Origin of the sequence: Mycobacterium pseudoshottsii JCM 15466 (genome assembly GCF_003584745.1) — a bacterium.
Taxonomy (GTDB): Bacteria; Actinomycetota; Actinomycetes; order Mycobacteriales; family Mycobacteriaceae; genus Mycobacterium; species Mycobacterium marinum.
This window is the reverse complement of sequence record NZ_AP018410.1, coordinates 5,722,695-5,747,442: the sequence shown is the minus strand read 5'-3', so window position 1 is coordinate 5,747,442 and position 24,748 is coordinate 5,722,695. Positions and strand designations below refer to the sequence as shown.

13 protein-coding genes and 6 pseudogenes are annotated in these 24,748 nt (G+C 63.6%); 3 read left to right on the top strand and 16 right to left on the bottom strand.

Annotation, left to right across the window (positions count from 1 at the left end; all coding sequences use genetic code 11):
• Positions 1–3: 3 nt before the first annotated feature.
• The 15 genes and pseudogenes from MPSD_RS26350 to idsB form a co-directional block, all read right to left on the bottom strand.
• Entirely contained in the window at positions 4–222 is a 219-nt protein-coding gene (locus MPSD_RS26350; RefSeq protein ID WP_086085071.1) for a heavy-metal-associated domain-containing protein, read from the bottom strand.
• On the bottom strand, positions 215–2,488 hold the full coding sequence (locus tag MPSD_RS26345) for a heavy metal translocating P-type ATPase (protein WP_086085070.1): 2,274 nt from the start codon (positions 2,486–2,488) through the stop codon (positions 215–217). The genes MPSD_RS26350 and MPSD_RS26345 overlap by 8 nt, the downstream gene beginning before the upstream one ends.
• Before the next feature lie 244 nt (positions 2,489–2,732).
• The gene (locus tag MPSD_RS26340) at positions 2,733–3,539 is read right to left on the bottom strand and encodes an SDR family NAD(P)-dependent oxidoreductase (RefSeq protein ID WP_015354073.1); all 807 of its coding nucleotides are present in this window, start codon (positions 3,537–3,539) and stop codon (positions 2,733–2,735) included.
• 92 nt (positions 3,540–3,631) lie between these two features.
• On the bottom strand, positions 3,632–4,843 hold the full coding sequence (locus tag MPSD_RS26335) for a cytochrome P450 (RefSeq protein ID WP_232022677.1): 1,212 nt from the start codon (positions 4,841–4,843) through the stop codon (positions 3,632–3,634).
• 491 nt (positions 4,844–5,334) lie between these two features.
• Entirely contained in the window at positions 5,335–6,597 is a 1,263-nt protein-coding gene (locus MPSD_RS29990; RefSeq protein WP_086085069.1) for an amidohydrolase family protein, read from the bottom strand.
• A gap of 243 nt (positions 6,598–6,840) precedes the next feature.
• Positions 6,841–7,326: pseudogene (locus MPSD_RS29985) on the bottom strand (cytochrome P450); the annotation flags it as partial.
• A 552-nt stretch (positions 7,327–7,878) separates the two neighbouring features.
• Positions 7,879–9,042 carry a flavodoxin-dependent (E)-4-hydroxy-3-methylbut-2-enyl-diphosphate synthase gene (ispG, locus tag MPSD_RS26320; protein ID WP_015354076.1) on the bottom strand — a complete coding sequence of 388 codons (1,164 nt, stop codon included), beginning with the start codon at positions 9,040–9,042 and terminating at the stop codon, positions 7,879–7,881.
• Entirely contained in the window at positions 9,039–10,859 is a 1,821-nt protein-coding gene (locus tag MPSD_RS26315) for a 1-deoxy-D-xylulose-5-phosphate synthase (protein WP_372509723.1), read from the bottom strand. The genes ispG and MPSD_RS26315 overlap by 4 nt, the downstream gene beginning before the upstream one ends.
• A 29-nt stretch (positions 10,860–10,888) precedes the next feature.
• Positions 10,889–11,889 (bottom strand): annotated as a pseudogene (gene ispH, locus MPSD_RS26310) (4-hydroxy-3-methylbut-2-enyl diphosphate reductase).
• The gene (locus tag MPSD_RS26305; RefSeq protein WP_086085068.1) at positions 11,886–12,902 is read right to left on the bottom strand and encodes a hypothetical protein; all 1,017 of its coding nucleotides are present in this window, start codon (positions 12,900–12,902) and stop codon (positions 11,886–11,888) included. Before MPSD_RS26305 ends, ispH begins: the two are co-directional and overlap by 4 nt.
• A gap of 61 nt (positions 12,903–12,963) precedes the next feature.
• On the bottom strand, positions 12,964–13,707 hold the full coding sequence (locus MPSD_RS26300) for a hypothetical protein (RefSeq protein ID WP_020785677.1): 744 nt from the start codon (positions 13,705–13,707) through the stop codon (positions 12,964–12,966).
• A 57-nt stretch (positions 13,708–13,764) separates the two neighbouring features.
• A complete protein-coding gene (locus tag MPSD_RS26295; protein ID WP_020785678.1) occupies positions 13,765–14,586 on the bottom strand; it encodes a terpene synthase family protein in 822 nt (273 codons plus the stop codon).
• Positions 14,587–14,664: 78 nt separating this feature from the next.
• The gene (locus tag MPSD_RS26290) at positions 14,665–15,867 is read right to left on the bottom strand and encodes an ISAs1-like element IS2404/ISMul1 family transposase (protein ID WP_420811981.1); all 1,203 of its coding nucleotides are present in this window, start codon (positions 15,865–15,867) and stop codon (positions 14,665–14,667) included.
• A 276-nt stretch (positions 15,868–16,143) separates the two neighbouring features.
• Positions 16,144–17,532, bottom strand: a complete 1,389-nt coding sequence (locus tag MPSD_RS26280) for a cytochrome P450 (RefSeq protein WP_036426181.1) — start codon at positions 17,530–17,532, stop codon at positions 16,144–16,146.
• A 12-nt stretch (positions 17,533–17,544) separates the two neighbouring features.
• Positions 17,545–18,580: pseudogene (idsB, locus tag MPSD_RS26275) on the bottom strand (geranylgeranyl diphosphate synthase IdsB).
• Positions 18,581–19,207: 627 nt separating this feature from the next.
• On the opposite strand from idsB, the pseudogene MPSD_RS26265 reads away from it, so the two are divergent.
• From MPSD_RS26265 to MPSD_RS26255, 3 genes and pseudogenes are all read left to right on the top strand, one after another.
• Positions 19,208–20,409 (top strand): annotated as a pseudogene (locus MPSD_RS26265) (ISAs1-like element IS2404/ISMul1 family transposase).
• 30 nt (positions 20,410–20,439) lie between these two features.
• Positions 20,440–21,632 (top strand): annotated as a pseudogene (locus MPSD_RS26260) (phospholipase C); the annotation flags it as partial.
• A gap of 96 nt (positions 21,633–21,728) precedes the next feature.
• The gene (locus tag MPSD_RS26255; protein WP_086085758.1) at positions 21,729–23,303 is read left to right on the top strand and encodes a cyclic nucleotide-binding domain-containing protein; all 1,575 of its coding nucleotides are present in this window, start codon (positions 21,729–21,731) and stop codon (positions 23,301–23,303) included.
• 69 nt (positions 23,304–23,372) lie between these two features.
• On the opposite strand, the pseudogene MPSD_RS26250 reads toward MPSD_RS26255, so the two are convergent.
• Positions 23,373–24,748 (bottom strand): annotated as a pseudogene (locus MPSD_RS26250) (adenylate/guanylate cyclase domain-containing protein).

Here is a 24,748-nt window from a genome sequence, read left to right as displayed (position 1 = left end):
TCACTAGCCGACCACGGCGAAATCGCCGTTGTCGGCCAGCGTTGCCTGGACCTGTTCGCGGGTGAGCTCGGTGTCGGTGCAAACTCGCACCGCCGACGCGCCGGCGGCGTCCAGCTCTACTTCGACGGTCAGGACCGACGGCAGCGCGCTCAAGGCGTTGGTGATGGTCTCCACGCATCCCTCGCAACGCAGACCGGTAACGGCGAATGTTTGTTCAGTCATCTATTTCTCCATTGGACGCGACAATGCGCGCGGTAGGTGGTCCAAAGTTGCTTAGCCGCAGGCTATTTGACACTACGAAGAACGACGAGAACGCCATCGCGGCGCCGGCGATGAGCGGGTTGAGCAGGCCAGCGGCAGCGATCGGAATCGCGGCGACGTTGTAGCCGAACGCCCAGATCATGTTTGTTCGGATCGTGCGCATCGTGGCTCGCGCCAGATCGAGCGCCTGCCCAACGATGTGCAGATCGTCGCGCACCAGGATGATGTCGGCCGCCCCGATCGCAACGTCGGTGCCGCGACCGATCGCCAATCCCAGGTCGGCAGATACCAGGGCGGGACCGTCATTGATCCCGTCCCCGACCATCGCGACCGTATGGCCTTGGTCGCGGAGCTGTCGAATCACGTTGACTTTGCCGTCCGGAAGTACATCGGCGATGGCGGTATCGATGCCCAGCTGGGTGGCCACCGAATCGGCCACGGCCTGATTGTCGCCGGTGAGCAAGATGGTTCGCAAGCCCCGGCTGCGCAGTGCGGCGATCGCGTCGGCCGCGGAGTCCTTGACCGTGTCGGAAATCGTTACAGCGGCGCAGACCTCACCGTCCACCGATACGAAGACTATTGTCTCGCCGCGAGATTCGCCTTGCGCACGAGCGGTGTCCAGTACCTCGTCGGCTGCTGTGTTGCGGGTAATCCAGGACGGCTTACCGACCTCGATGCGGTGGCCGTCGACGATCCTCGACACGCCGCAGCCGGCCACCGCGACAAAGTCGGTGACCGGTGCCGGATGTGGTGAGGCCGCGACGATCGCTGTCGCGACAGCGTGCTCAGAAGCTGCCTCGACCGCGGATGCAAGAGCCAGAACTTCCTCGCGCACCCGCCCGCCGGTGGTGGTCACCGTGTTGACGGTCAGCTTCCCCACCGTCAGCGTGCCCGTCTTGTCGAATACCACGGCGTCGATACCGTGAATGGTTTCCAGCGCCTGATAGCCCTTGATGAAAATCCCCAACTGCGCCCCGCGTCCGGAGGCGACCATCATTGCCGTCGGGGTGGCCAGTCCGAGCGCGCAGGGGCAGGCAATCACCAGCACACCCAGCGTTACCGAGAAGGCCCGGTCGGCGCCGGCGCCACTGAGCAGCCAGGCCACGCCGGCGAGTCCGGCGATCGCAAAGACGACCGGCACGAACACCGCGGAGATCCGATCCGCCAGGCGCTGTGCGCGCGCCTTCTGAGCTTGTGCCTCCTCGACGAGGCGAACCATGGCCGCGAATTGGGTGTCGGCGCCCACCGCGGTGGCCTCGATGACCAGACGCCCGTCCAGGACGATGGTGCCGCCGATGACGGGCGCGTCCGCAGTGGCGCGCACCGGTTTGGACTCACCGGTCATCGCGCTCATGTCGATTGCCGCGGTGCCGTCGATCACGACGCCGTCGGCGGCGATGGTCTGCCCGGGACGGGTCACAAATCGCTGCCGCTTTTTGAGTTCGGCGGCCGGTATCACCAGCTCGGCGCCGTCGGGCAGCAAAACCGTGACGTCCTTGGCGCCTAACGCCGCCAGGGCGCGCAGTGCGCCGCCGGCCTTGGACTTGGCGCGTGCTTCGAAGTAGCGGCCGGCAAGTACGAAAACCGTCACGCCGGCGGCGACCTCGAGATAGATCGAGTCGCTGTTGAGTATCGCCTGCCAGATCCCCCGGCTCTGGCGTGGTTGCCGGTCAACGAAGACTGTGGATAGCGACCAGACGGTAGCGGCCGTGATGCCCACCGAGATCAGCGTTTCCATGGATGCGGTGCGATGGCGGGCGTTGCGGATCGCCACCGAGTGGAAGGGCCAGGCGGCCCAGGTCACGATCGGGGCGGCCAGGGCGGTCAAGAGGTATCCCCAGCCGGGGAACCTGGTGCTGGGCACCAGGGCGAACATGGTCGACAGATCGGCCAGCGGCACGAACAGCACCGCCGCCACCAGTAGCCGGCGCAGCAGTGTGCGAGCGTGCTCAGCATCTGGATCGCGGTCGTCGGCGGCCGACTCGGCGTGCGGAACGGCCTGGTAGCCCGCCTTCTCGACCAGCTCGCAGAGCTCATCGGCGGCGACGTCGACGGCGTCGATGGTGGCCACCCGGGTGGCGAAGTTCACCGAGGCGCGTACGCCGGGGACTTTGTTGAGTTTCGTTTCGACGCGGCTCGCGCACGCCGCGCATGACATACCCGAAACATCGAGCTGGATACGCCGCGCGGAGCCAAGATCGAGGTCTCCCGTAATCGGAGCCGCCACGGCCCTCCTCAGATCAGCACATTTCTCCCTGTCAGACTACAAGTCGTAGCTGGGCCGCAGTCAGTTCCGTTCGGAACGGGTGTGCTCGGACACCGTCGCCGCGGTGGGGTCATCGCCGCAGGTTGGGGTGGTTACGGCAGCATCGAATATGACGGTGGTCACTATGCCCGGCGGGCACTCCACTGCCAGCCGCCGACAGTGGCCCGGCGGTGGCCCGCTGCTGGGGCCAAGCGACTTTTCGCCGCTACGACGGTTGACTCTGAAGTTCCGCGACTGACGCTCGGATTTGCGGCAGGCCGGGCAAATGCGCGAGCAGGCCACTGTCAGCCGCGATCACCTGTCCGGTGATGAAGGCGGCTCGGTCCGAGGCCAGGAAGCAGACGAGCTCGGCGATTTCATGTGGTTCGCCGATGCGACCGGCAAGGTGGTGAGTGGCAAAAATATCGACGATCGGCTGGGGCAGCCCGACCTCGAGCCGCGGGGTACGGACCAGGCCGGGGGCGATCGCGTTGCACCGCACGCCGTGACGCCCGTATTGCGTTGCCACGTACCGGGTGAGCGTTTCGATCGCGGCCTTTGTGCAGGCGTACGCGGTTGACATGTCGTAGGCGGCGTGTGCGGTTGCGGAAGAGATATTGACGATCGCGCCGCCGCCGGCACTGATGAGCCGGGGAATCGCGTACTTGCACATGAGCATCGTCCCGCGCGCGTTGACGGTGAAGGTGTCGTCCCAAACATCGACAGTCATCTGGGAGACCAGCATGTCTGCGGGGTCGGAATGCGCGGCGTTGTTGTCCACGATGTCGAGCCGACCGAATGTGTCGATCGTGAAGTCGATCAGGGCCCGCACCGATACCTCGTTGGTGAGGTCGACGACATGGTGGACGGCTCCCCGACCGACGGAGGCAGCCGCACCGGCGAGGTCCGTCTCGGGCAGGTCCGCCAAAACGACTCGTGCGCCCGCGCACGCCAGCACTCGCGACGTCTCGAGTCCGATGCCACCGCACGCGCCCGTGATGATCGCGACTTTGTTTTCGAGTTCTGCCGTCATGCCTCACTCCCGTTCCCCCCGGCGTAACCGCGGCCGTGATCGATGCAAACCCGGCCGGGTGCGGGCCCTCCGGATCGTGGTGAACCGGCTGGCTAGTCCCAAACCACTGGAAGTGCGGACGGTCCACGGAAGTGGATGCCGCTAATCAGCGGCGCCGGCGCGTCGGGGTCAACACGCAGACCGGGAAGTCCGTCGAGCATCGCGTCGATCAATGCGGCAATCTCGCGGCGCGTGGTGTTCATGCCGGAGCAGATATGGGTGCCGAAACCGAAGGTCGCGTGATGTGGTCCCGTGCGGTCGATTCGGAACTCGTCAGGATCGGGCGGATATGCTTCCGGATCCCGGTTGGCTGACCCGATGGCTAGCAGCAGCGGTGTTCCGGCGGTGAGTTCCGTGCCTCGAATGACCACATCGCGGGTGATCATGCGAGGGATGAAGAGCGATGGCGGTTCCAGGCGCTCACCCTCGGCGAGCGCCAACCGCAGGCGGCTGCGGTCGCGCCGGATGCGGTCCAGTTCGTCCGGCCGTTGCAGTAGGAGGGTGAGCGTGTTCAAGAACTGTCGAGTGGTGGTGTCGGTTGCTGCTAGCAGCAGCGAACGTAGAAACGAAGTGATCTGCTCGTCATCAAGAACGCCGCCTTCATACTCGGCTCGGATGAGTGAACTAATGAGGTCGTTTCTCGAAGCGCCGGCCGCCCGTTTGCGCTGAACAATCGGAAGCAGCCGGTCCCAGCTGCGGGCCGACGCCTCGGTCGCCTTTTGAAACCTGAGCAGAAATTGGTCTGCTTGTGCCGGATCCGGGGTGGACCACAACGCGAGCAGGATGGTCAGGACGTCAGCATGGAACTCTTCGTAGTTTTCTTTGAAGTCCTCTAAGCCCAGGATTTCGTAGATCGCGCGCAACGGGTACTCGAGCGCCATCGCAATGAGGTCGGCGCCCCGCTTGGACGCCAGGTCCGCGACGTACTTTGCGGCAAGTGGCCGGAAGATACTCTCGTCCCAGGAGCTCAACAACTTGCCGCCAAAAACGGACTGGAGATAGCCGCGCCACTGGCGGTGCTCCGCGCCGTCCATCGCGAGGATCGATCGGCCGATCAAAGGTCCTTGCGAGATTTCCCAGATGCTGCTGGAGAAGGTCTCATGGTTGCGCAGGATGGCCATCACGTCATCATGGCGAAAGACCGTGTGCGTTTCGCCGGCGTGCTGACCCATGTATGAAGGCGCGCCAAGAGCAACCATGATGTCGCCCTTCATAACCGGTGTCTCACGTCGGCGTTCTGCGAGCATCGGGTAGGGGTCATCCATGCTTGACAGGCGGAAGGCTTCCCCGAGTTCTTGTGATAACTCGGCAACCGATGGGCTCATAAGTTTCGACGCTAACACGGCGGCCCGGCCGTTTTAAGGCCTGCGATAGTGCATTGCGCAAAATTGAGTCATTTGACTGAACCTGTTGGGGCAAAAGGTATTAAAGCTAGTCGAAGCGATCCCCACCTGACTCCCGTGAAAGCCCCGTCACCGCCCACGAATTCCGCTCCCGCCGCCTCGAAGGTGCGCTGCCCGCGGGTGCCAAATTGCTCGCGTGCCCAACCTAAAGATGCCGAATCCGATCTCGCCGCGTTTGTCGAGATCAACTGGATTGCAACGGCATTGAGTCGGAATATCCGCGCGCGCACGGACTGGCCGAGGTCGCTGCCGCATCTCGCCGAGTTCGGCGATGCGCGATGACGCGCGGCTCTCGAGGCTGGTTAGTCCGCACGATTACGTCCCGCAGGCTGATTCGTTTGCTGCCCAAGACATCACGGTTCGACCAGTATGCTGGTCCGCTCACCGCTCTTGTGTTGGCTACGTGGCCGCGTGGACACATCATGGCCGGCTGCGGCTTTGCGCAACGCGCCGACCGTTGCCTGCTCGCGAGGGATGCGGCTAAACGGGTCAAACGAGTACCAGCGCATCGCGTTGAGGTGAGTCATCTTGTCCACTTCGAGGTCAGGCACGCTGTTTGCGGTCAAAACCTCCCCAAGCTCCTCGGGCGCACCCGGCCACATCGAATCGCTGTGTGGGTAGTCGGCTTCCCAGGCGATGTTGTCGATGCCGATCATGTTGCGCAGCTTGACACCCACCGGATCGCTGATGAAGCATGCCAGGAAATGTTCCCGGAACACCTCGGACGGGACCTTGCCGCCGAAGTCCTGGTGGGTCCACGTCGAATGCATTTCAAACACGCGGTCCGCCCGCTCCAGAAAGTAGGGGATCCAGCCCGTGCCGCCCTCGGACAACCCGATCTTGAGGTCCGGGTAGTCCTTGATCGGTCTGGACCACAACAGATCCGCGGCCGCCTGCACAATGTTCATCGGCCCTAGAGTCATTAACACATCTATCGGTGCGTCGGGTGCTGTCGTCACCAGGTTGCCGGAGGATCCGAAGTGGATGTTCATCACGGTGTTGGTGTCGCACAGCGCTTTCCATAGTGGATTCCAGTAGTCGTTGTGAAAGCTGGGGTAACCCATCGTCGCGGGATTCTCGGTGAACGTCAGCGCGTGCACGCCCTTCTTCGAGACCCGCCGCACCTCTGTCGCGCACGCCTGCGCATCCCAGATGACCGGCAACGCCATGGGGATGAACCGTGCCGGATATGCCCCGCACCATTGGTCGATATGCAAGTCGTTATAGGCCTGTATCAATGCCAACGAAAAATCCGGATCGTCGGTCGCGAACCGCCGGCCGGCAAATCCTGGGAAGGAGGGAAAACAAATCGAGGCCAGGATGCCCCCGGCATTCATATCCTTGACCCGTTCGTCCACCTGATAGCAACCGGGCCGAATCTCGTCCAGACCCTGCGGCTCCAGGCCGTATTCCTCCTTCGGCCGCCCGGCTACCGCGTTGAGCGCCGGATTGGGGATCACGCTGTCACGGAACTTCCATACGTCGGAGCCGTCTGGATTACGCACCAGCCGCGGCGCGTCCCGCAGATACTTCGCGGGCAGATGGTTATCGAACATATCGGGCGGCTCGACGATGTGGTCATCGACGCTGATCAAGATCATGTCATCGGTGTTCATGGCCGTTCCTTTCCAAGACGCTGTCCCGCTGCCCGTCAGCGGAGCCATGAAGGCATGGCGTTGAGATGGATCAACTGGTGATGGGGTGTTGGCGTTGAAGGTGATGCGCAGATGCTGCACGGTGCGCACCGACACGTTGTCGTAGACCAGCCCGGCCGTGTCCACCGCGTAGTCGGGAATGCGAGCCAAGAATTCTTCTAGAGCGACCCGTAATTCGAGTCGCGCCAGATGCGATCCGAGACAGCGGTGGATGCCGCTGCCGAAGGCGAGGTGGTGGAACCGGGCGCGGTCGAAGTCCACGTGCAGGGGATCCGGATGGGCGGTGGGATCTACGTTGGCAGCCGCCCAGCTGACGTGGATCGCTTCTCCCGCCCGGATTGTCAGCCCGTCGCCGAGGTCGATGTCGGCTGTGGCGTAGCGGATGCCGCTGGGCGCCGGCGATTCGTAGCGCATCAGCTCCTCGATCGCAGCCGGGATCCGTGCGGTGTCCTCGACCAGGCGACGGCGCTCGTGCGGGTGTTGGCCCAGCCAGGCCAGGATGCACGACATGGACGCGGTGACCGTGTCCAAGCCAGCGAATATCAGCAGATGGATGATGTTGAACAGTTCCGCATCGGTCAACGGTTGGCCGTCGATCCGTGAGCGCAACAACACCGCGAGCACTTCCTCGCCCTGAGCTCCTTCGGCACGTTGTCGGGCCACGAGCCTGGTGAAGTACTCCAGCAGCATGGCCCCGGCAGCGGCCTGGTTGGCCTGGATCTCCTCGCGGGTCTCCCCTTGCGGATGCAACACGCCGTTTTTGAATGCCGTGAAGAACTCAATGTCTTCGAGCGGAGCGCCGAGGAGCTCCAGAAACGTAAAGCATGGCAGCGGCGCGCAGTAGGCCTGATACAGTTCGGCGCTAGTCTGGCCGGCAAAGCCGTCGACCAGTTGCGCGGCACGGTTGCGAACAGCGGCTTCCAACCGTGCCATCTGCTTGGGCGCGAAGAGCGGATCTAACAGCCGTCGCCACTTCTTGTGTTCCTCACCATCTATCTCCAACGGGATCAGGGGATTGTCGTTGCCGAAATTCCCCCCGCGACCACCCGGGCCCAGTACCGCCGGATGACGGTTGATCCGCATCAGGTCATCGCGACGGTACAGTGTCACCACTCCCGCTTCGGTGCGTTCGGCACGCGCACCTTGTGCTTTCGCGTTGTAAATAATCTGTGGGTTGGCAAGGCTTTTCACCGCCAAGGTCAACGGCGCCAGCCGGGGAACGAACCGCTCATTGCCCTCCATTCAGACCTCACTCACGACCGGTGTACCGACGAGATCGGTGCATTCGGTCTCGGAGGCCCGCTCTTCGGCGATTCGCAATGCCTGCTCAATCAACGTCTCAACGATCTGCGACTCCGGCACGGTCTTGATCACCTCGCCCTTGACGAATATCTGCCCCTTGCCGTTTCCGGAGGCCACGCCCAGGTCCGCCTCGCGTGCCTCACCGGGACCGTTGACTACACAACCCATCACCGCCACGCGCAGCGGAGCGCCAAGACCGTCTAGGCCCGCGCTGACTTCATTTGCCAGTCTGTAGACGTCAACCTGCGCGCGCCCACAGGACGGGCACGAGACGATCTCCAGCGATCGCGGGCGCAGGTTCAGTGACTCGAGGATTTGGGTGCCGACCTTGACCTCTTCGATAGGTGGGGCCGACAGCGAAACCCGGATGGTGTCGCCGATGCCGCTGGAGAGCAGGGCGCCGAACGCGACCGCCGACTTGATCGTGCCCTGGAACGCAGGCCCGGCCTCGGTGACCCCGAGGTGAAGTGGATAGTCGCACTGCGTCGCCAAAAGCTGGTACGCGGCCACCATAACGACCGGGTCATGGTGCTTGACGCTGATCTTGATATCACCGAAGCCGTGCTCCTCAAACAGCGATGCCTCCCACAGCGCGCTCTCGACCAGCGCCTCGGGGGTCGCTTTGCCGTACCTCTGGATGATTCGCTTGCCCAGCGAGCCGGCGTTGACGCCGATGCGGATCGGGATGCCGGTGTCCGCCGCAGCCTTGGCCACTTCTTTTACCCGGCTATCGAATTCCTTGATGTTGCCCGGGTTTACCCGCACCGCGGCGCAGCCGGCGTCGATCGTGGCGAAGATGTATTTCGGCTGGAAATGGATGTCCGCGATGACCGGAATGTGACTGTGCTTGACGATCTGCGGTAAGGCATCGGCGTCTTCTTGTCGTGGGCACGCTACCCGCACAATGTTGCAGCCGGCGGCGGTCAGCTCTGCGATCTGCTGCAGAGTTGCGTTGACATCGTGAGTCTTGGTGGTCGTCATCGACTGCACCGCAACGGGATAGTCGCTCCCGATACCGACATTGCCTACCATCAGTTGGCGAGTCACGCGTCGCGGCGCTAGCCGAGGCGCGGGCGGTGCGGGGATGCCCAGACCAATGGTCATGGTGTCTCCAGAGGGGAGGGCGCCAATGGATCCAGCGGTTCGGATCTGTCATGGCTGCCGGGTGAGTCCGCAATCAGCGCCGACTGGCATGCCGCGCTGATTGCGGAACCGGACAACCCACATTCAGTAAGGATCTGGTCGCGGCCCGCGTGCGCGATGTAGTCGCGCGGCAGCCCCAGGACAAGGGTGCGGGTCCGGGGGCTCAGCCACCCGATCTGGTGGTTGAGGCGTGAGCCGATCCCTGCGTCGGCGACCCCGTCCTCGACACATACGGTGATACGGTGTTGGCGGGCAAGCTCGGTGAGCGCCGGGTTCAGCGGCCACACCCAGCTAGGATCGACAACGCTGACCCCGACCCCGGCCGCAGCAAGGCGCTCTGCGGCGTCGACACAGGGGTGCGCCATGACACCCACGGCGATCAGCAACACGTCGCGATCGGGTTTCCCGCCGGCGAAAAGGACATCGACCCCGTCAATCTGGCCCACCGCAGGGATATCGTTGTCGGGCACTCCTTTTGGGTATCGCAGCGCGTTCGGTGACGTGTCGTCGATCGCGACACGCAGCTGCTGGCGCAGCCTTACTGCGTCACGGGGGCAGGCGACACGCAAGCCGGGCACATTCGTCAGCAGCGCCAAGTCCCACATCCCGTGATGGCTGGCGCCGTCGGGTCCGGTTATCCCGGCTCTGTCGAGGACCAAGGTCACGGGGAGCTGGTACAGTCCGACGTCGAATAGCAACTGGTCGAAGGCTCGATGTAAGAACGTGGAATACAGTGCCACGACGGGATGTGCGCCCGCGCTGGCCAGGCCCGCGGCACACGCCAAGAGGTGTTGTTCGGCGATGCCGGAGTCGAAAACCCGGTCGGGGCATTTGCGTGACAACGCGCCGAGGCCGGCCGGCAGCCGCATCGCCGCGGTCATACCGACGACATCGGTCCGTTCGTCGGCGATTCGGACGAGCTCTTGCTCGAATACGTCGGTCCAGCTTGCTGCAGTGGGTTTGGCCGGCCGGCCGGTGGCTACCTCGATGACACCGCAGGCATGCATGCGGTCGCTCTCATCCGCTTCGGTCGGTGGGTAGCCGCGTCCCTTCGCGGTGACAGTGTGGACGACAACGGGCTTGTCCAGTGCGGCCGCTTGCCGCAGCGCCGAACAAATCGATTCGACGTCGTGCCCGTCCGTGGGGCCGATGTAGGTAAAGCCCAATGTTTCGAACAGATTGGGCCCTGAGCTGACGCCATGGCGCAGCGCCTGCAGGTGAGTGGCTACCGCGCCGGTCGTGGGATCGTATGAGCGCCCGTTGTCGTTGAGCACAATGATCACGGCGCGGTCGGCGCCGCCCAGATTGTTCAGGCCCTCCCATGCCACTCCACCGGTAAGAGCGCCGTCGCCAATCACGCTCACGACACGGCGATCACCTCGCCCCTGCAGGGCCAAGGCTTTGGCAATGCCGTCCACCCACGCCAAACTCACCGATGCATGCGAATTTTCGACCCAATCATGGTGGGATTCGCTGCGGCTGGGATATCCAGATAAGCCACCGGGTTGGCGCAGGGTGACAAACTGGTCGCCGCGACCGGTGAGCAGTTTGTGCGGGTATGTTTGATGTCCGGTATCGAACACCACGATGTCACGCGGCGAGGAAAACACCCGGTGCAGGGCGATGATCAACTCGACGGTACCCAGTCCCGCGCCGAGGTGGCCCCCGGTGCTGGCCACCGTCTCGATCATGCGTCGACGGATCTGCGCGGCCAACAACGGTAATTGGTCGGCGGGCAGTGCCTGGACATCCTGCGGACCATTGATGAGTGAAAGCAGGTCGGCTCGATCGGCACGCATGGTGATGCTCACGGGACTCGTACTTTTGGCGGCAGGGCGAAGCGCACCGATTCGGTTGTGACCGGGCTTTCGACCACATTGATCGGCCCGCGCAAGCGCAGCGCATCGATCACTTGCTCAACCAGCCGGGGTGGAGCCGAAGCGCCGGCCGTGATGCCGATCGTGGCCGTCGAGTCCAACCAGTGCGGGTCGATATCGGTGGGGCCGTCGATGAGGTATGCGGGGTGCCTCGGCGCCGCGCCAGTTCGACCAACCGCTGCGAGTTCGACGAGTTCTGTGACCCAACCACCAACAGCGCATCGCACCGCCGGACAATAGCCTCAACCGCCCGCTGCCGATTCGTTGTCGCGTAGCAGATATCTTCTGTAGGCGGTTCTGCAAGTTTTGGGAACCGTTTGCGCAGCGCGTCAATGACGTCGGTGGTTTCGTCCACCGCCAGCGTCGTCTGAGTTAGGTAAGACACTTGGGCGTCTTCGGGAAGATCCAGTTCCGTCACGTCATCGGCATTCTGCACCAACAACATTGAATTCGGGGCAACTCCGAGGGTGCCGTCGGTCTCTTCATGTCCAAGGTGGCCGATCAATAGCACGGTATCGCCGCGCCCGGCGAACCGCGCGGCTTCCGCATGAACCTTTGTGACCAGCGGGCAGGTGGCGTCAACGACCTCGAGTCCGCGCCCGTTGGCGGCCGCGCGTACTGCCGGGGAGACGCCATGTGCGGAGAAGACCACGACGGCACCCGGTGCGGGAGGATCGGGAATCTCATCGAGCTCGTCAACGAAAATTGCTCCGCGGTCTTGTAGTTCGGCGACCACCGTGCGGTTGTGCACGATCTGCTTGCGTACGTACACCGGCCCGGTAGCACGGTCGAGCACACGCTCGACCGCTTCTATCGCCCGGTGTACGCCGGCGCAGAACGAACGTGGCGAGGCCAACAGAACGGTGGTGGCTGCCGACTCATCTGCGAGCGGGCGCGGTCGCGAACGCGATGAGGGGTTGACGGTGGTCATTGAGACTCCTGCCGCAGCAATGCCTTGAGGCAGATGGCGGTGCTGACCGCTCGGCTTCCCCAGATCCGTGCGTGGTTATCGAGTAGGGGGATGGCTTCCCAGGAGCCGTCGTGAAACTGGGTGTCGTGCAGGAGCGACGCGTCGTGGCGGTCGGGTGCGCAGTTTGCCGCGGTGATCGCCAGCATTGCCAGCGCACGATTGAGCGGATCGGGCGCCGGCACCTGCCGGAGAAATCGGACGGCACGATCAACTGATGACTGGTGGCCGCCCGCGGCCACCAGCTGGCGCACTACGACGTAGGTGCTGTACGAGGTTCCGACATACCATGCCGCGCGCCAGAACCCCATGGGTTGTTGCTGAACTGTCAACCATTTGGTTGCGATTTCCAGCAGTGGGGTCAATGGCGAGTCGCCTACCTGGTCTTGATACAGCGTCGCGCCGTAGAGGAGGTTGGCGACGACTTCCGCGTCACGTCCGGTGTCGTCGCGCCCACGCCCCCATATCTTGTTGATGACGATTCTGTCTTCGGGGTCGGTCGCGAAAAAGGTGCTTATCGGGCCGTCCTCCCATGCGTTGAGGGCTGCAAGCTTGAACGCGTCCGCTAAGGTTTCGGGCGTCGCTTTGCCTGCTCGAACGAGCACTTGCGTCATTTGCCCAAGGCTGTCGGCGTCGTAGGGCAATGGCTCGAAGCCGGGGAAATAGCGCCAAGAAATTTCATCCCGGCAGCCGAGTAGGTAGTCGATGTTCTCGTCCACCATGGCTTGGCATTCCGAGTGGCCGGCGTCGAGAGCATCTTGCAGGGCATCGGTGATCATTGCCACGTGGAACGCCTTGTTCTCACAGGTGAATGTGGAGAATCTGTGCACCTGATCCGCGGTGAGGTCAAGATGATCGGCGGCGAGTTGAACAAACTTCGCCGTGGAATAGGACCCCATCTTGTGTACGGCGTTTGGATAACCCAATGCGTGCTGTTCGGTGAGATACCCTATTGCTCGCTGAATGTGCGCCGCCATGTCATTCTCCAAAGTGCCGGTGTTGGGGTTTTCGGGGAGTCTGAGATCTGCCGGGACTGCGTCAGCCGCCCTGTTTGCCTATCGCTGCCACGTCGGCCCGGAGATCGGTGCCGGGCGTGATCCGGACGCTGCGGCGCAACATGACGATGCCGGTGGTCGCCAGCCAGAGGTACAGCAAGAGGTACGGGATCAAGCTGATCAGGCTGATGGGCGCCGCCGGTCCGGTATCGGCCAACAAGAAGAATTGGGCGCTGGCCAGCGGGATGGCCGTCCAGGGTGTGGCGACCGCCAGCCACTTGGGGAAAACGGCGCTGCGACGCATCGCAATGCCCGCGCAGAACAGTGTGATCGCCACACTGACCAGGGATCCGATGTAGCCGAAGGGAATGAGTAAATCGCAAGCGAGTCTTGTGAACTCCGGCGAGAGGCCGCGCAGGCCGGCGGTCCAGTACAGGCCATTGCCGGCCAGCAGCGCGACGGTCGCCATGGCGGCGGACGGGATGATCAGGTCAGTGTATAGCGATGGACGGGTATCGGTGAGCACCGCTCGTTTCACCCCGGCGACTGCCCATAGCAGTAGTACAAACCCGGCATTGGTGAGAAAGATCTGTGCGGCGATGGCCGACTGCTGACCGGCGAAATAGCCGGCGATCCGCTCGTCGGTCCAGGCCCAACTTGGATAAGGTTCCAGCGGGGTGCCAGTCAGGAAGTTCACCACGATTCCGGGGATGATTGCCATGATGGCTGCCCACCCCGCGGCTCGGATATCGCGGGCTTCGGTCGTGTCCCGGATGCCGATCGTCATCGTTGGTCTCCAATCGTGGTGGGTATTTGACCGATCAACTGATGTCGCGCCGCCGTGCTATCGCCGCTGCGACGGGCCGGCTTGATAGCGCGGGCAGCTATGCCATTCGATGGAGTCGGCGTGCCAGCGTTCTTCGCGATCGAGAAGCGCTGTGACGGAGGCCAATTCCTGCGATGAACCAATGCCTATCCGAGGGAGTTGCCCTTTGAGGTCAAGATAGGCAAGGGTTTCTCGCTCGATCAGCCATGCAACCTCGTCAACGGCTTGCTGTAGTGCGCACCCGCGGTCTTTCTGCAAGACCAGGGCCAGATTCATGCAAGACCCGTCGCGCAGCTCCTTTGCGAGCGAAAGCAGGTCATTGCTCCACAACACACAGTTGAGCAGCATCGTGCGGAGCTGTCGGATTGCGGGATGGTCCAGCGAACGGACAGAGCCGGCCAGCCCGAAAAGCACCGGATGAAGCTCGAGCAAAGGAACAGCCATCGAGCTCTGCCGCCGCAACCGGGGATACACCGCCAGGGAGGGAATACTGGCGGTTCGGAGGTGATCGAGTTCCCATATCCGCGCTTGCAGGGACCTTTCGAACGCGTTGCGAAAGTTCTTGCGCGCATTCCGATCGCCCAGGGCGTTCAGAAATCGCCACAACGGCCGAACAATTCGAGTGATATCGAGATCATCGTCGCTGGACGCGTCGGGTTGGTCCAGCAGCCGAAGGGCCGTGCGGTGAATGTGACGTAGCGTCTCGGGGTTGAAAGTCTGCCCGCCACCGTCTTGCTGTTCGGAGTACTCATCAAGCACGGAGAAGAGCAGAAAGTACGAGGTGACGGTGTGCAACCCCGCTGTGGTCACGTCGGGATACAGGCGCCCGGCATGATCCACGAGATGAATGCCTGAGACGGAGCGCCGAATCAGAGTGTTGCCGTCTTCGGGTAGCGCGCAGGGCTCCGGCGTTGTTGATTAGCAGGCTTGTGAACTGGGGAATTGTGGATTGAGGAGGTCTAGGCGGCGGTTGGCGGTCAAAGCGGTGATCCGGCAGGCTTCGGCGATGTTGTCGGCGCCGTTGAGGCGGTGCAGATTGATCGCGGTGTTGCGTAGCGTTGCTAGGGCCTGTGCGCCGTTTCCGGTATGTGCCCTTTGACGGTCTTCGTCGAAGGTGACGTCGCGTATCCAGTGCAGGCTGTTCTCGATTCCCCAGTGTTGACGCATCCAGGTCATGATCGCGGTAGGGCGGGCGTGCTCGAACGGCAGGCTGCAAATGGCATAGACCACCTCCACGCTGCGCTGGTCGGTGGCGGTGATCAAGCGTTCACGAGTGATCCGAATGATTTGTTTTGCGTAGGGGAAGCCGATTCCTCGTGCAGCGGCGATGATTTGCAGGGTGCGGGTCTCGACACGGCCGTGGCCGCGGGAGTCGTCGGTAGCGGCTGCGGGCACCTCGGCCCAGGGCAGCGCGGTGATACGCGCAAATATTTTGGCTTGGTTGGACTTGACGATCATCAGGTAGTGCGACTTCAAGGTGGCGCAGATCAACTTCGCGGTGACGACCTGGGTATGCATCGCATCCACGGTGACCAGCCACCGCAAGCTACCCGGCAGCAGCGTGAGCAGGGCACGTACGCAGGGAATTTCATTGCTTTTCTCGGCGACAGCGAGTTGACCGAGCACCAATCGGGCACGGTGGGCGAACACCGACACGAGATGCGTGGCTGTCGCTTTGGCGCGTAAAGCACCACGCAGCATCTTGCCGTCCAACGCGATCGGCACCAATCCACTGGGGTCGCTGCTGGCCACGTGTGCAGTGAAGTAACTGCCCATCCTGGCGTTGAGGTCGGCGGGGTCTAGCCGAGACAAAACAGCGCGGAAGGTCTTCTCACTGGGCCGCCGGAACCGGACCCCTAATTGGGCCAACACATCATCGGGAGCGGTGGCCGCCCATGTGGCAAAACCAGCATAGCCGCGCATCCCCGCGGCAGTGGCCAGAACCGCGATCGCCAACAAAGCCATCAGCGAATACCTCCGACCGCGTGGGTCCCTCGGGTCTGGCACCGAGGCCAACACATCGAGAAACTCCGATCCGATGAGCTCGCTGCGCTCACCAGGACTCCAGCGGTCGAACACCTCTGGAACCGACGACACAGGCAATACTGAAACGGTAGGCACGGGCAACTCCAGACCAACGACGAACAGTAACCAACTCGATCGTTCTCCAGATAGCCCGTGCCTACACTCCGGCCCCAATAGCGCGGCACCAAAGATCATCAACCCAGCTCACAAGCCTGCTAATCAACAACGCCGGAGCCCTGGGGTAGCGCGCTCGTCATGGCCAGCTCTACTTCGGTCGCTGCCGGATGACGAGAGTGAGCAAAGGCGGCGGGAAAAGGACAGTAGATATCGGGTAAGACGAATTCGCAAATGGCGGTCACGGACACCTCCGGCTCAACCGATTTCGTGGCTTGTTAGACGCCGGCCGGGTTCGCCAGGAGTTCGGTCGGCCGTACGTGCGGTGACACGCAAAGCGAGATTGCGTGGGCGCAGTGACGCCGCCACGGCCGGGCGGACCGGCAGGCCGGGAAGGCGCTGCATCCGCCAGTTGGCGGCAATGGTCGCCAGGGCGAGTGCCGCCTCTGTGGTGCCGAAGTTGTCGCCGATGCACTTGCGGGTCCCGCCGCCGAATGGGATATAGGTGTTGCGGCCGATAGCCCGGGCACGCTCGGGTAGCCATCGGTCCGGGTCGAAGCGGTCGGGCTCGGCATAGAGATCGGGACGATGGTGGATCAGGTACGGGCTGAAGATGACCGTCGCCCCGGCCGGTATCCGATGCCCACCGAGGTAGACATCGGCGGTGGCCACGCGGCTGATGATCCACCCGGGCGGATAAAGGCGCAGGGTCTCGGTGACGATCCTGTTGACCAGCCCTAGCCGAGGCAGGTCGGCGTGGGTAGCCGCCCTGCCCGCCAGGACCGGATCGATCTCGGCGTGCACGCGTTGCTCGATGGCGGGATGTTCGGCCAGTAAGTACAGCGCCCAGGCCACCGTAAGGGCAGTGGTCTCGGTCCCCGCAATGAAAAACGACACGATCTGGTCGATGACCTCGGTATCGGTGAAAGCTACTGTGCTGCTGTCGACTTCATGCGAGGCCAGGATCGCCGAGAGAAGGTCGCCACGGTCGACGCCGGCTGCTCGGCGGCCGGCAACCGCCGAACCGATGGTATGGCGTAGCCGAGTGCTGGCGCGATGATAGCGACGGTTGTCGACGGTGGGCAGCCGATCCAGCGGTGGCGGCGTCAGCATCCGCCAGTACAGGACCGCGAAAATGGCGGTCAGGTCATCGAGTGCCTGGCGCAATGCCGGGCTAGGGAGGCTATTCGAGAACATCGTGGTGAGCAGGGTCCGGCCGGTGATCGCCATCATCTCCGCGGGTACATCGATGATCTGGCCGTTCTGCCAGCGCCCGACGGTCGCGGCCACCTGAGTGGTCATGGTCTGCGCATAACCAGGCAACCGCTGCGTATGGAAGGCCGGTTGCAGAAGGCGCCGCTGCCGCCGGTGCTGGCTACGGGGGCAGGTGCTCAGACCATCGCCCAGCATCTCTCGGAACCGGTCAAAGAAGATGCCGCCCTTGTCGAAAATTCGGTCATCACAGAGGATTTCGTGGGTGAGTTCCGCCGTGCACGCCACCACGGCGGTGGCCGGCCCGATTCGGATGCGCACCAGGTCGCCTCGGGCGGGCAACGACAGCAAGAACGACAACGGGTTACGCAGCGGCGGCAAGGTATGGCCGAGTAGTGGCAACGCGGCGGGCGCGGCGGGAATCGAGGTAGGCATCGTCGACACACCTCACTTGTCCCGATCGATCACCAGCTGCGCCAATGCCACGAGCTCACTGCATCTCATTGATTCGGGTAGCGCCGCGATCGCGGCGCGCATCCGTTCATCGGCAAAGTGCTGCGCGGCCTGCCTGCCGCCCGCGGTCTCTACGAGTTCGGCAGCATGAACAACCTCACGGTGGGTCATGGCGTGGTCGGACCTGTACAGCCTTGCCAGTTCGAGGGCCGCTTCGCAGTCAGAGCTAAGCGCTACAACGATCGGTAAGGTCGCCTTGCGACTGGCCAGATCACTGCCGACCGGCTTTCCGGTCCGGGCAGGGTCCCCCCCAGATGCCAATCAGATCGTCCACTATCTGAAACGCCAGGCCGAGCTCGTAACCAAACCGTTCCACCGCGGCTACGGTCGCCGCGTCCGCGCGGGCGCTTACCGCACCCGATGCGCACGCACACGCCATCAACACGGCGGTCTTTCCGGCCGCCATCCGCAAGTAATCCGGCACTGTTACGGTCGTGCATCGCTCAAATGAGCAATCCTGGTGCTGGCCCACACACAGGTCGAGGCACGTTTGCTCCAGACGGGTGATCGCGTTCACGGCCACCCCCTGCCCAAGCGAGTCGGTAAGCGTCCGGATCGCCAGGGCATGTAGCGCATCTCCCAGCAGGATCGCGTTATTCACTCCCCATACCCGCCATACAGTTGCCCTGCCCCTGCGGGTCGAATCACCGTCCATCACATCGTCGTGAAGCAGCGTGAAGTTGTGAATCAGCTCCACGGCTGCCGCCGCGGGGGCGGCTTCGCGAGCATCTCCGCAGGCCCGGGCCGCCCCGAAGGCAAGAGCGGCCCGCAGCGACTTACCCGAGGTACCTGCCGCGTCGCGCCCGTTGGCATCCCACCAACCGAAGTGGTATCCGGCCATCGTGGCCAACGGCTCGGCCAACGACCCAATTATATTCCGCAGGAACGGTTCACACTCACGCTGAGCACGTCTCAAGACGGCCATTCCAGCGCGAGGTGCTTCGCCAACGTGTGTTGTATCGACCGACATCCACGGCCTCCTGGCATCGCATGTCGCTAGGCCCACACAGCCTCAGCATGTATTGAGCGCTGAGAGATCAACTGAAAGTTATTTTTCAACGGCACTTTTGGCAGCAACAGCTGGGTTTCCGAGCTGTAGCGCCAACCGGCCATCCACCAGAACGCGATGCGTGAAGCGTGCTACCCGCCAGTTCCCTCGCCGCACCGACTAGGGAACGGCGCTCCCTGGGGCCGAATGTGTCGGGTCGTCCGCCGGTGGCGGGGAAGGGGGTGCAGGCGGGAAGCCTCGTCGAGCCACAGACTCGGCCGGCCAAAGCCCACGGATGAACATCACTGGTGCCCGGGCATTTTCCATTTACTGCTCCTTGCCCCCGTGGTCCCCCCTGATAGCGAAGACATGCCAAGAGTCGCACCTAGCCGACCTAGCGGGATCAGTCAGATGACTCAAACGTGTCGGGCGCAGCATCGAAGACATCGCGAACCCGGGTAACCCCCAGGGCTCCGGCGTTGTTGATTAGCAGGCTTGTGAGCTGGGTTGATGATCTTTGGTGCCGCGCTATTGGGGCCGGAGTGTAGGCACGGGCTATCTGGAGAACGATCGAGTTGGTTACTGTTCGTCGTTGGTCTGGAGTTGCCCGTGCCTACCGTTTCAGTATTGCGTGTGTCGCCGGTTCCAGAGGTGTTCGACCGCTGGAGTCCTGGTGAGCGCAGCGAGCTCATCGGATCGGAGTTTCTCGATGTGTTGGCCTCGGTGCCAGACCCGAGGGGCCCACGCGGTCGGAGGTATTCGCTGATGGCTTTGTTGGCGATCGCGGTTCTGGCCACTGCCGCGGGGATGCGCGGCTATGCTGGTTTTGCCACATGGGCGGCCACCGCTCCCGATGATGTGTTGGCCCAATTAGGGGTCCGGTTCCGGAGGCCCAGTGAGAAGACCTTCCGCGCTGTTTTGTCTCGGCTAGACCCCGCCGACCTCAACGCCAGGATGGGCAGTTACTTCACTGCACACGTGGCCAGCAGCGACCCCAGTGGATTGGTGCCGATCGCGTTGGACGGCAAGATGCTGCGTGGTGCTTTACGCGCCAAAGCGACAGCCACGCATCTCGTGTCGGTGTTCGCCCACCGTGCCCGATTGGTGCTCGGTCAACTCGCTGTCGCCGAGAAAAGCAATGAAATTCCCTGCGTACGTGCCCTGCTCACGCTGCTGCCGGGTAGCTTGCGGTGGCTGGTCACCGTGGATGCGATGCATACCCAGGTCGTCACCGCGAAGTTGATCTGCGCCACCTTGAAGTCGCACTACCTGATGATCGTCAAGTCCAACCAAGCAAAATATTTGCGCGTATCACCGCGCTGCCCTGGGCCGAGGTGCCCGCAGCCGCTACCGACGACTCCCGCGGCCACGGCCGTGTCGAGACCCGCACCCCGCAAATCATCACCGCTGCACGAGGAATCGGCTTCCCCTACGCAAAACAAATCATCCGGATCACTCGTGAACGCTTGATCACCGCCACCGACCAGCGCAGCGTGGAGGTGGTCTATGCCATCTGCAGCCTGCCGTTCGAGCACGCCCGCCCTACCGCGATCATGACCTGGATGCGTCAACACTGGGGAATCGAGAACAGCCTGCACTGGATACGCGACGTCACCTTCGACGAAGACCGTCAAAGGGCACATACCGGAAACGGCGCACAGGTCCTAGCAACGCTACGCAACACCGCGATCAATCTGCACCGCCTCAACGGCGCCGACAACATCGCCGAAGCCTGCCGGATCACCGCTTTGACCGCCAACCGCCGCCTAGACCTCCTCAATCCACAATTCCCCAGCTCACAAGCCTGCTAATCAACAACGCCGGAGCCCTGGGTCGAGGGGTGGGTCGCGATGCACACCGCCTGGAACAACGGGGCCAACGACACCTGGCTGCCGTCGCAGTACTCGCAGATACGCCAGGGCAACATCCCGGCCTGCATGGGCTACTACACCCGAGCGGACCTCCCGATCCACTACATGCTGGCCGACACTTTCACGATCTGCGATGACTACTACTGCTCGATGTTGACCGGGACCGCGCTCAACCGCCTGTACTGGTTGAGCGCCTGGATCGACCCGGACGGTACCAACGGTGGGCCGCTGCTGAACGAGCCGAATTTCCTGCCGCTGCAGCCGTTCAGCTGGCGCATCATGCCGGAGAATCTCGAGGATGCCGGCATTAGTTGGAAGGTGTACCAGAACAAGTTTTTCGGGCACTACATCAATTCGCCTATCAGCGACAACGGCCTGGTTCAGGCTTTCAAGCAAACCGCCGATCCAAGGTCGAATCTCGCTCGATTCGGCATCGCCCCCACCTACCCTCAGGATTTCGTTCTCGACGTGAAAGCCAACAGGCTGCCGAAGGTTTCCTGGGTGGTCCCCAACATCATCCAATCCGAGCATCCGGCACTGCCGGTGAACGTCGGTGCGGTTGCGATTGTGAACATATTGCGGACTTTGCTGTCCAATCCCGCGGTGTGGGAAAAGACCCGGAAAAGACCGCGTTGATCATCAGCTATGACGAATGCGGTTCGTTCTTCGATCACGTCACACCGCCCACGGCGCCGCCGGGAACGCCGGGCGAATACGTCACGGTGCCCGACATCGACGCGGTGTCCGGCTCCGGTGGCATCCGGGGGCCGATCGGTCTGGGCTATCGCGTGCCGTGCATCGTCATTTCGCCCTATAGCCGTGGGCCGCTGGTGGTCTCCGACACCTTCGACCACACCTCGCAGTTGCGATTGATCGAGACACGGTTCGGGGTGCCGGTGCCCAACCTGACCCCTTGGCGACGCAGTGTCACCGAGGATATGACCTCGGCGTTCAACTTTGCTGTCCCGCCGAACCCATCGCGACCCAAGTTGGATCCTCCGCTGCTCAACGCGCTGCCCAGGCTGCCCCAATGCGTCCCCAACGCGGTATTGGGATCCTTGGGGGGAGCGGCGGTGGCCAATCCGTATCGGGTGCCTTACCCGCAGGTGCCGCCCACGCAGGAGACCACGCCCGCCCGCGGAACGCCCAGCGGTCCCTGCTAACGGCCGAAGGCGTCACCGGCCACCCGGCGGGTTGTTGCGGTAATCGGCGCCCTGGGCACTACCGGCGGGAGTCGTCGCGGTCGGGTGTGTGCCGGCATGGCGGTGCTCCGGATTCGCCGTCGCGGGCCGAAAGTGCGTGCTAACTTACCAAAGGGGACGCAGGTCACCACTTTTCCGCTAGTCGACGCGATCGTGTCGCGTCGGGGTGGCAGCCTGGACGGCGTTGTCGTCATCGCCGCACAGCATCTGCTGGAGACGACGCATGCGATGCTGCGCTCGTTGTTTCGGGTCGGGCTCGACCCCCGCAACGTCGCGGTGATCGGCAAGCGTTACTCGACTCATCTCGGAGTCGCCGATGCCATGCGAGCCGACGGTGTTCACGTCGATGAGTTCAGCGCCGCCTACGCGCCCCACGAATCCTTCGACACCGAGTACACGCGACATGTGGAACGGTTCTTCGCCCAATCCTGGGATCGGCTTGCGGCTGGCCGAGCCGGCCGAGTCGTGCTGCTCGACGACGGTGGCTCGTTGCTGGCCGCCGCTGGTGCCGCACTCGACGGCACGGCCAACATCGTCGGGATCGAGCAGACGTCGGCGGGCTACGCCAAGATCGCCAACTGCGCGCTCGGGTTTCCCGTCGTCAACATCGCCCGCTCGTCGGCCAAGGTCCTCTACGAGTCGCCGATAATCGCGGGCAACGTGACACGATGCGCCTTCGATCGCATCGAGGGCCTCGACCGCGGTGACGCCATCCTGATCACCGGTGCGGGAGCGATCGGCAGCGCGCGGGCCGACCAGCTGCGTCCCCGTCATGAGCGGGTGGATGTGTACGACACCCGCGTGGGCCACCCGGGCCCGATCGATCTGACCCAGGCGATCGGTGACTACGATGTGATCATCGGTGCCACCGGAGCGACCAGCGTGCCCACCGAGTTGCACGATCTACTGCGCCCCGGCGTGGTGTTGATGTCGGCGTCATCGTCTGATCGCGAGTTCTCGGGCGCCGCGTTGCGCCGGCTTGCGATTCCGGATCCCAACTGCCATGCCGACCTGCGCATCGCCGACGGCAAGCTCGATGCGACATTGCTGAACTCGGGATTTCCGGTCAACTTCGACGGCTCGGCAATGTGCGGTGACGAGTCCATGTCGCTGACCATGGCGTTGCTGGCGGCGGCGGTGCTCTACGCGGCCAGCGCGGAAGCCGCCGATATCGACTGCGATCATCCGCATCTCGGGCTGACCGACCAGGGCGACATCGTGCAGTCGTTTCTGAACATCGATGTCCCGCTGCAGGCTCTCGGCAGGCTGCTGTTGCTCTCGGTCGGCGGGTACCGTCGCATCGAGCTGCGGTCCGGCGACATCGTGTTCCGTCAAGGGGAGCCGGCCTCACACTTCTACGTCGTCGAATCCGGTGAACTCGAAGCGTTTGTCGACGGCCAGCTGGTGCTGCGGCTGGTCGCCGGCGATCACTTCGGCGAAATCGCTCTGCTCAGCGGCTGGCGGCGGGCGGCCACGGTGCGGGCGAGCCAGCCCTCAGTGCTGTGGTCGCTGGACGCCGCGGCCTTCAGCGAGGTCCTCAGAGTGGACGCCACGATGCGCGAGCTTGCGCACCAGGCCATTCATTCACGGGTCAGCCGCGTGGTCGGCGCACCCAAGTCATCGCGCGTCTAGCAGACCCGCGGCCCTTTGGCGTCGATCGCCAGCCCGAAGCCCGTCCCCGAACCGCTGCCGATCAGATCTCTACCGCTGGCCCGTGAGGTGCTCCCGGACCAGCGCACAAAGCCGCCATCGGCCCGGCACGCCCTTGAGTTCGTGTTCGCCGCGCTCGGCGAATCTGTGGCTCGAGCCGGTGACGATGTCACGCACCGTCGAGGACACCAGCACCTCACTGGAGCCGGCCAGCGCACAGACCCGGGCACCGATGTGTACGGCCAGGCCGGCGACGTCGGCCCCCCGCACCTCGACCTCGCCGGCATGAATCCCCACCCGGACCTCGATGCCGAGCACCGCGACGGCGTCGACGACGGTGTCCGCGCAGTTGATTGCCGCACTCGGGCTGCTGAACTTCGCGACGAACCCGTCGCCCGCGGTATTGACCTCGCGCCCACCGTACCGCTGGATCTCGTGGCGGACCAGGTTGTCGTGGTTATCGAGCAGGTCGCGCCAGCGCAGGTCACCCACGGTGGCCGCGCGCTGGGTCGAGCCGACGATGTCGGTGAACATGACCGTGGTCAGTACCCGCTCGGTGACGAAGCCGCCCCGGACGCCGGTGATGAACTCCTCGACCTCGTCGAGCAACGCGGCGGTGTCGCCGACCCAATACAAGGAATCGGAACCGGGAAGCTCGACCAAGCGCGACCCGGCAATGTGCTCGGCCAGATAGCGGCCGTGCTCGACCGGAACGAACTTGGTGCCCACCCGATGCAGGATCAGCGTCGGCGCGGTGATGTGGGGCAGCGAGTCGCGCGCATCCGAGGCTTGAACCGCGTTGATGAAGGCGCGCGCCGTGCTGGGCGAGGCCGCCCGGTTTCCGGCCAGATCCCACCAGTCGCGGAACGCGTCGTCATGGGCCACGCTGGGCGCCATGATGCGCAGCACGTCGAACCCCTGCTCGACCGCGTCGGGATCGGTTCCGAGGGTGAGGAATGGTTCGGCGGTGTTGGACCTGATGCCCAGTTCGTAGTCGGGCGCATGCAGTGTCCGCGCGGAGGCGTTGATGAGCACCAGGCTGCGCACCCGCTCGGGATAGTCGGCGGCCAGCACCAGGGCGGTCGTCGCGGTGAACCCGGAGGCAAGAATCGTGGCTTGCTGGCATCCGGCCGCGTCCATCACCGCAATCGCATCCTCGGCCCAGAACCTCGGGCCGAGCGCATCCGGCGACGAAACCCGCGATGACAGGCCGACGCCGCGATGGTCGAACCGGATCAGGCGGGAAACGACGCCAGACGGCGGTGAAAGCGGTACATCGACGGTTCGGAATCGATGGTGTCGACCGGAATCGAGGCCCCCGGTATGACGAGCAGGTCGATCGGATGATCCCCGATCACCTGGTAGGCGATGTCCAGGTCGCCGCACCTGGCGTAGCGAGTCCGGGGAGTTCGGGGCGCCTGCGACAC

Coding starts and splice junctions, on each gene's coding strand:
- MPSD_RS26350 (WP_086085071.1), bottom strand. CDS start 222: ATGACTGAACAAACATTCGCCGTTACCGGTCTGCGTTGCGAGGGATGC.
- MPSD_RS26340 (WP_015354073.1), bottom strand. CDS start 3,539: ATGACGGCAGAACTCGAAAACAAAGTCGCGATCATCACGGGCGCGTGC.
- MPSD_RS26335 (WP_232022677.1), bottom strand. CDS start 4,843: ATGGATGACCCCTACCCGATGCTCGCAGAACGCCGACGTGAGACACCG.
- MPSD_RS29990 (WP_086085069.1), bottom strand. CDS start 6,597: ATGAACACCGATGACATGATCTTGATCAGCGTCGATGACCACATCGTC.
- ispG (WP_015354076.1), bottom strand. CDS start 9,042: ATGACCATTGGTCTGGGCATCCCCGCACCGCCCGCGCCTCGGCTAGCG.
- MPSD_RS26305 (WP_086085068.1), bottom strand. CDS start 12,902: ATGGCGGCGCACATTCAGCGAGCAATAGGGTATCTCACCGAACAGCAC.
- MPSD_RS26300 (WP_020785677.1), bottom strand. CDS start 13,707: ATGACGATCGGCATCCGGGACACGACCGAAGCCCGCGATATCCGAGCC.
- MPSD_RS26280 (WP_036426181.1), bottom strand. CDS start 17,532: ATGCCTACCTCGATTCCCGCCGCGCCCGCCGCGTTGCCACTACTCGGC.
- MPSD_RS26255 (WP_086085758.1), top strand. CDS start 21,729: ATGGCGGTGCTCCGGATTCGCCGTCGCGGGCCGAAAGTGCGTGCTAAC.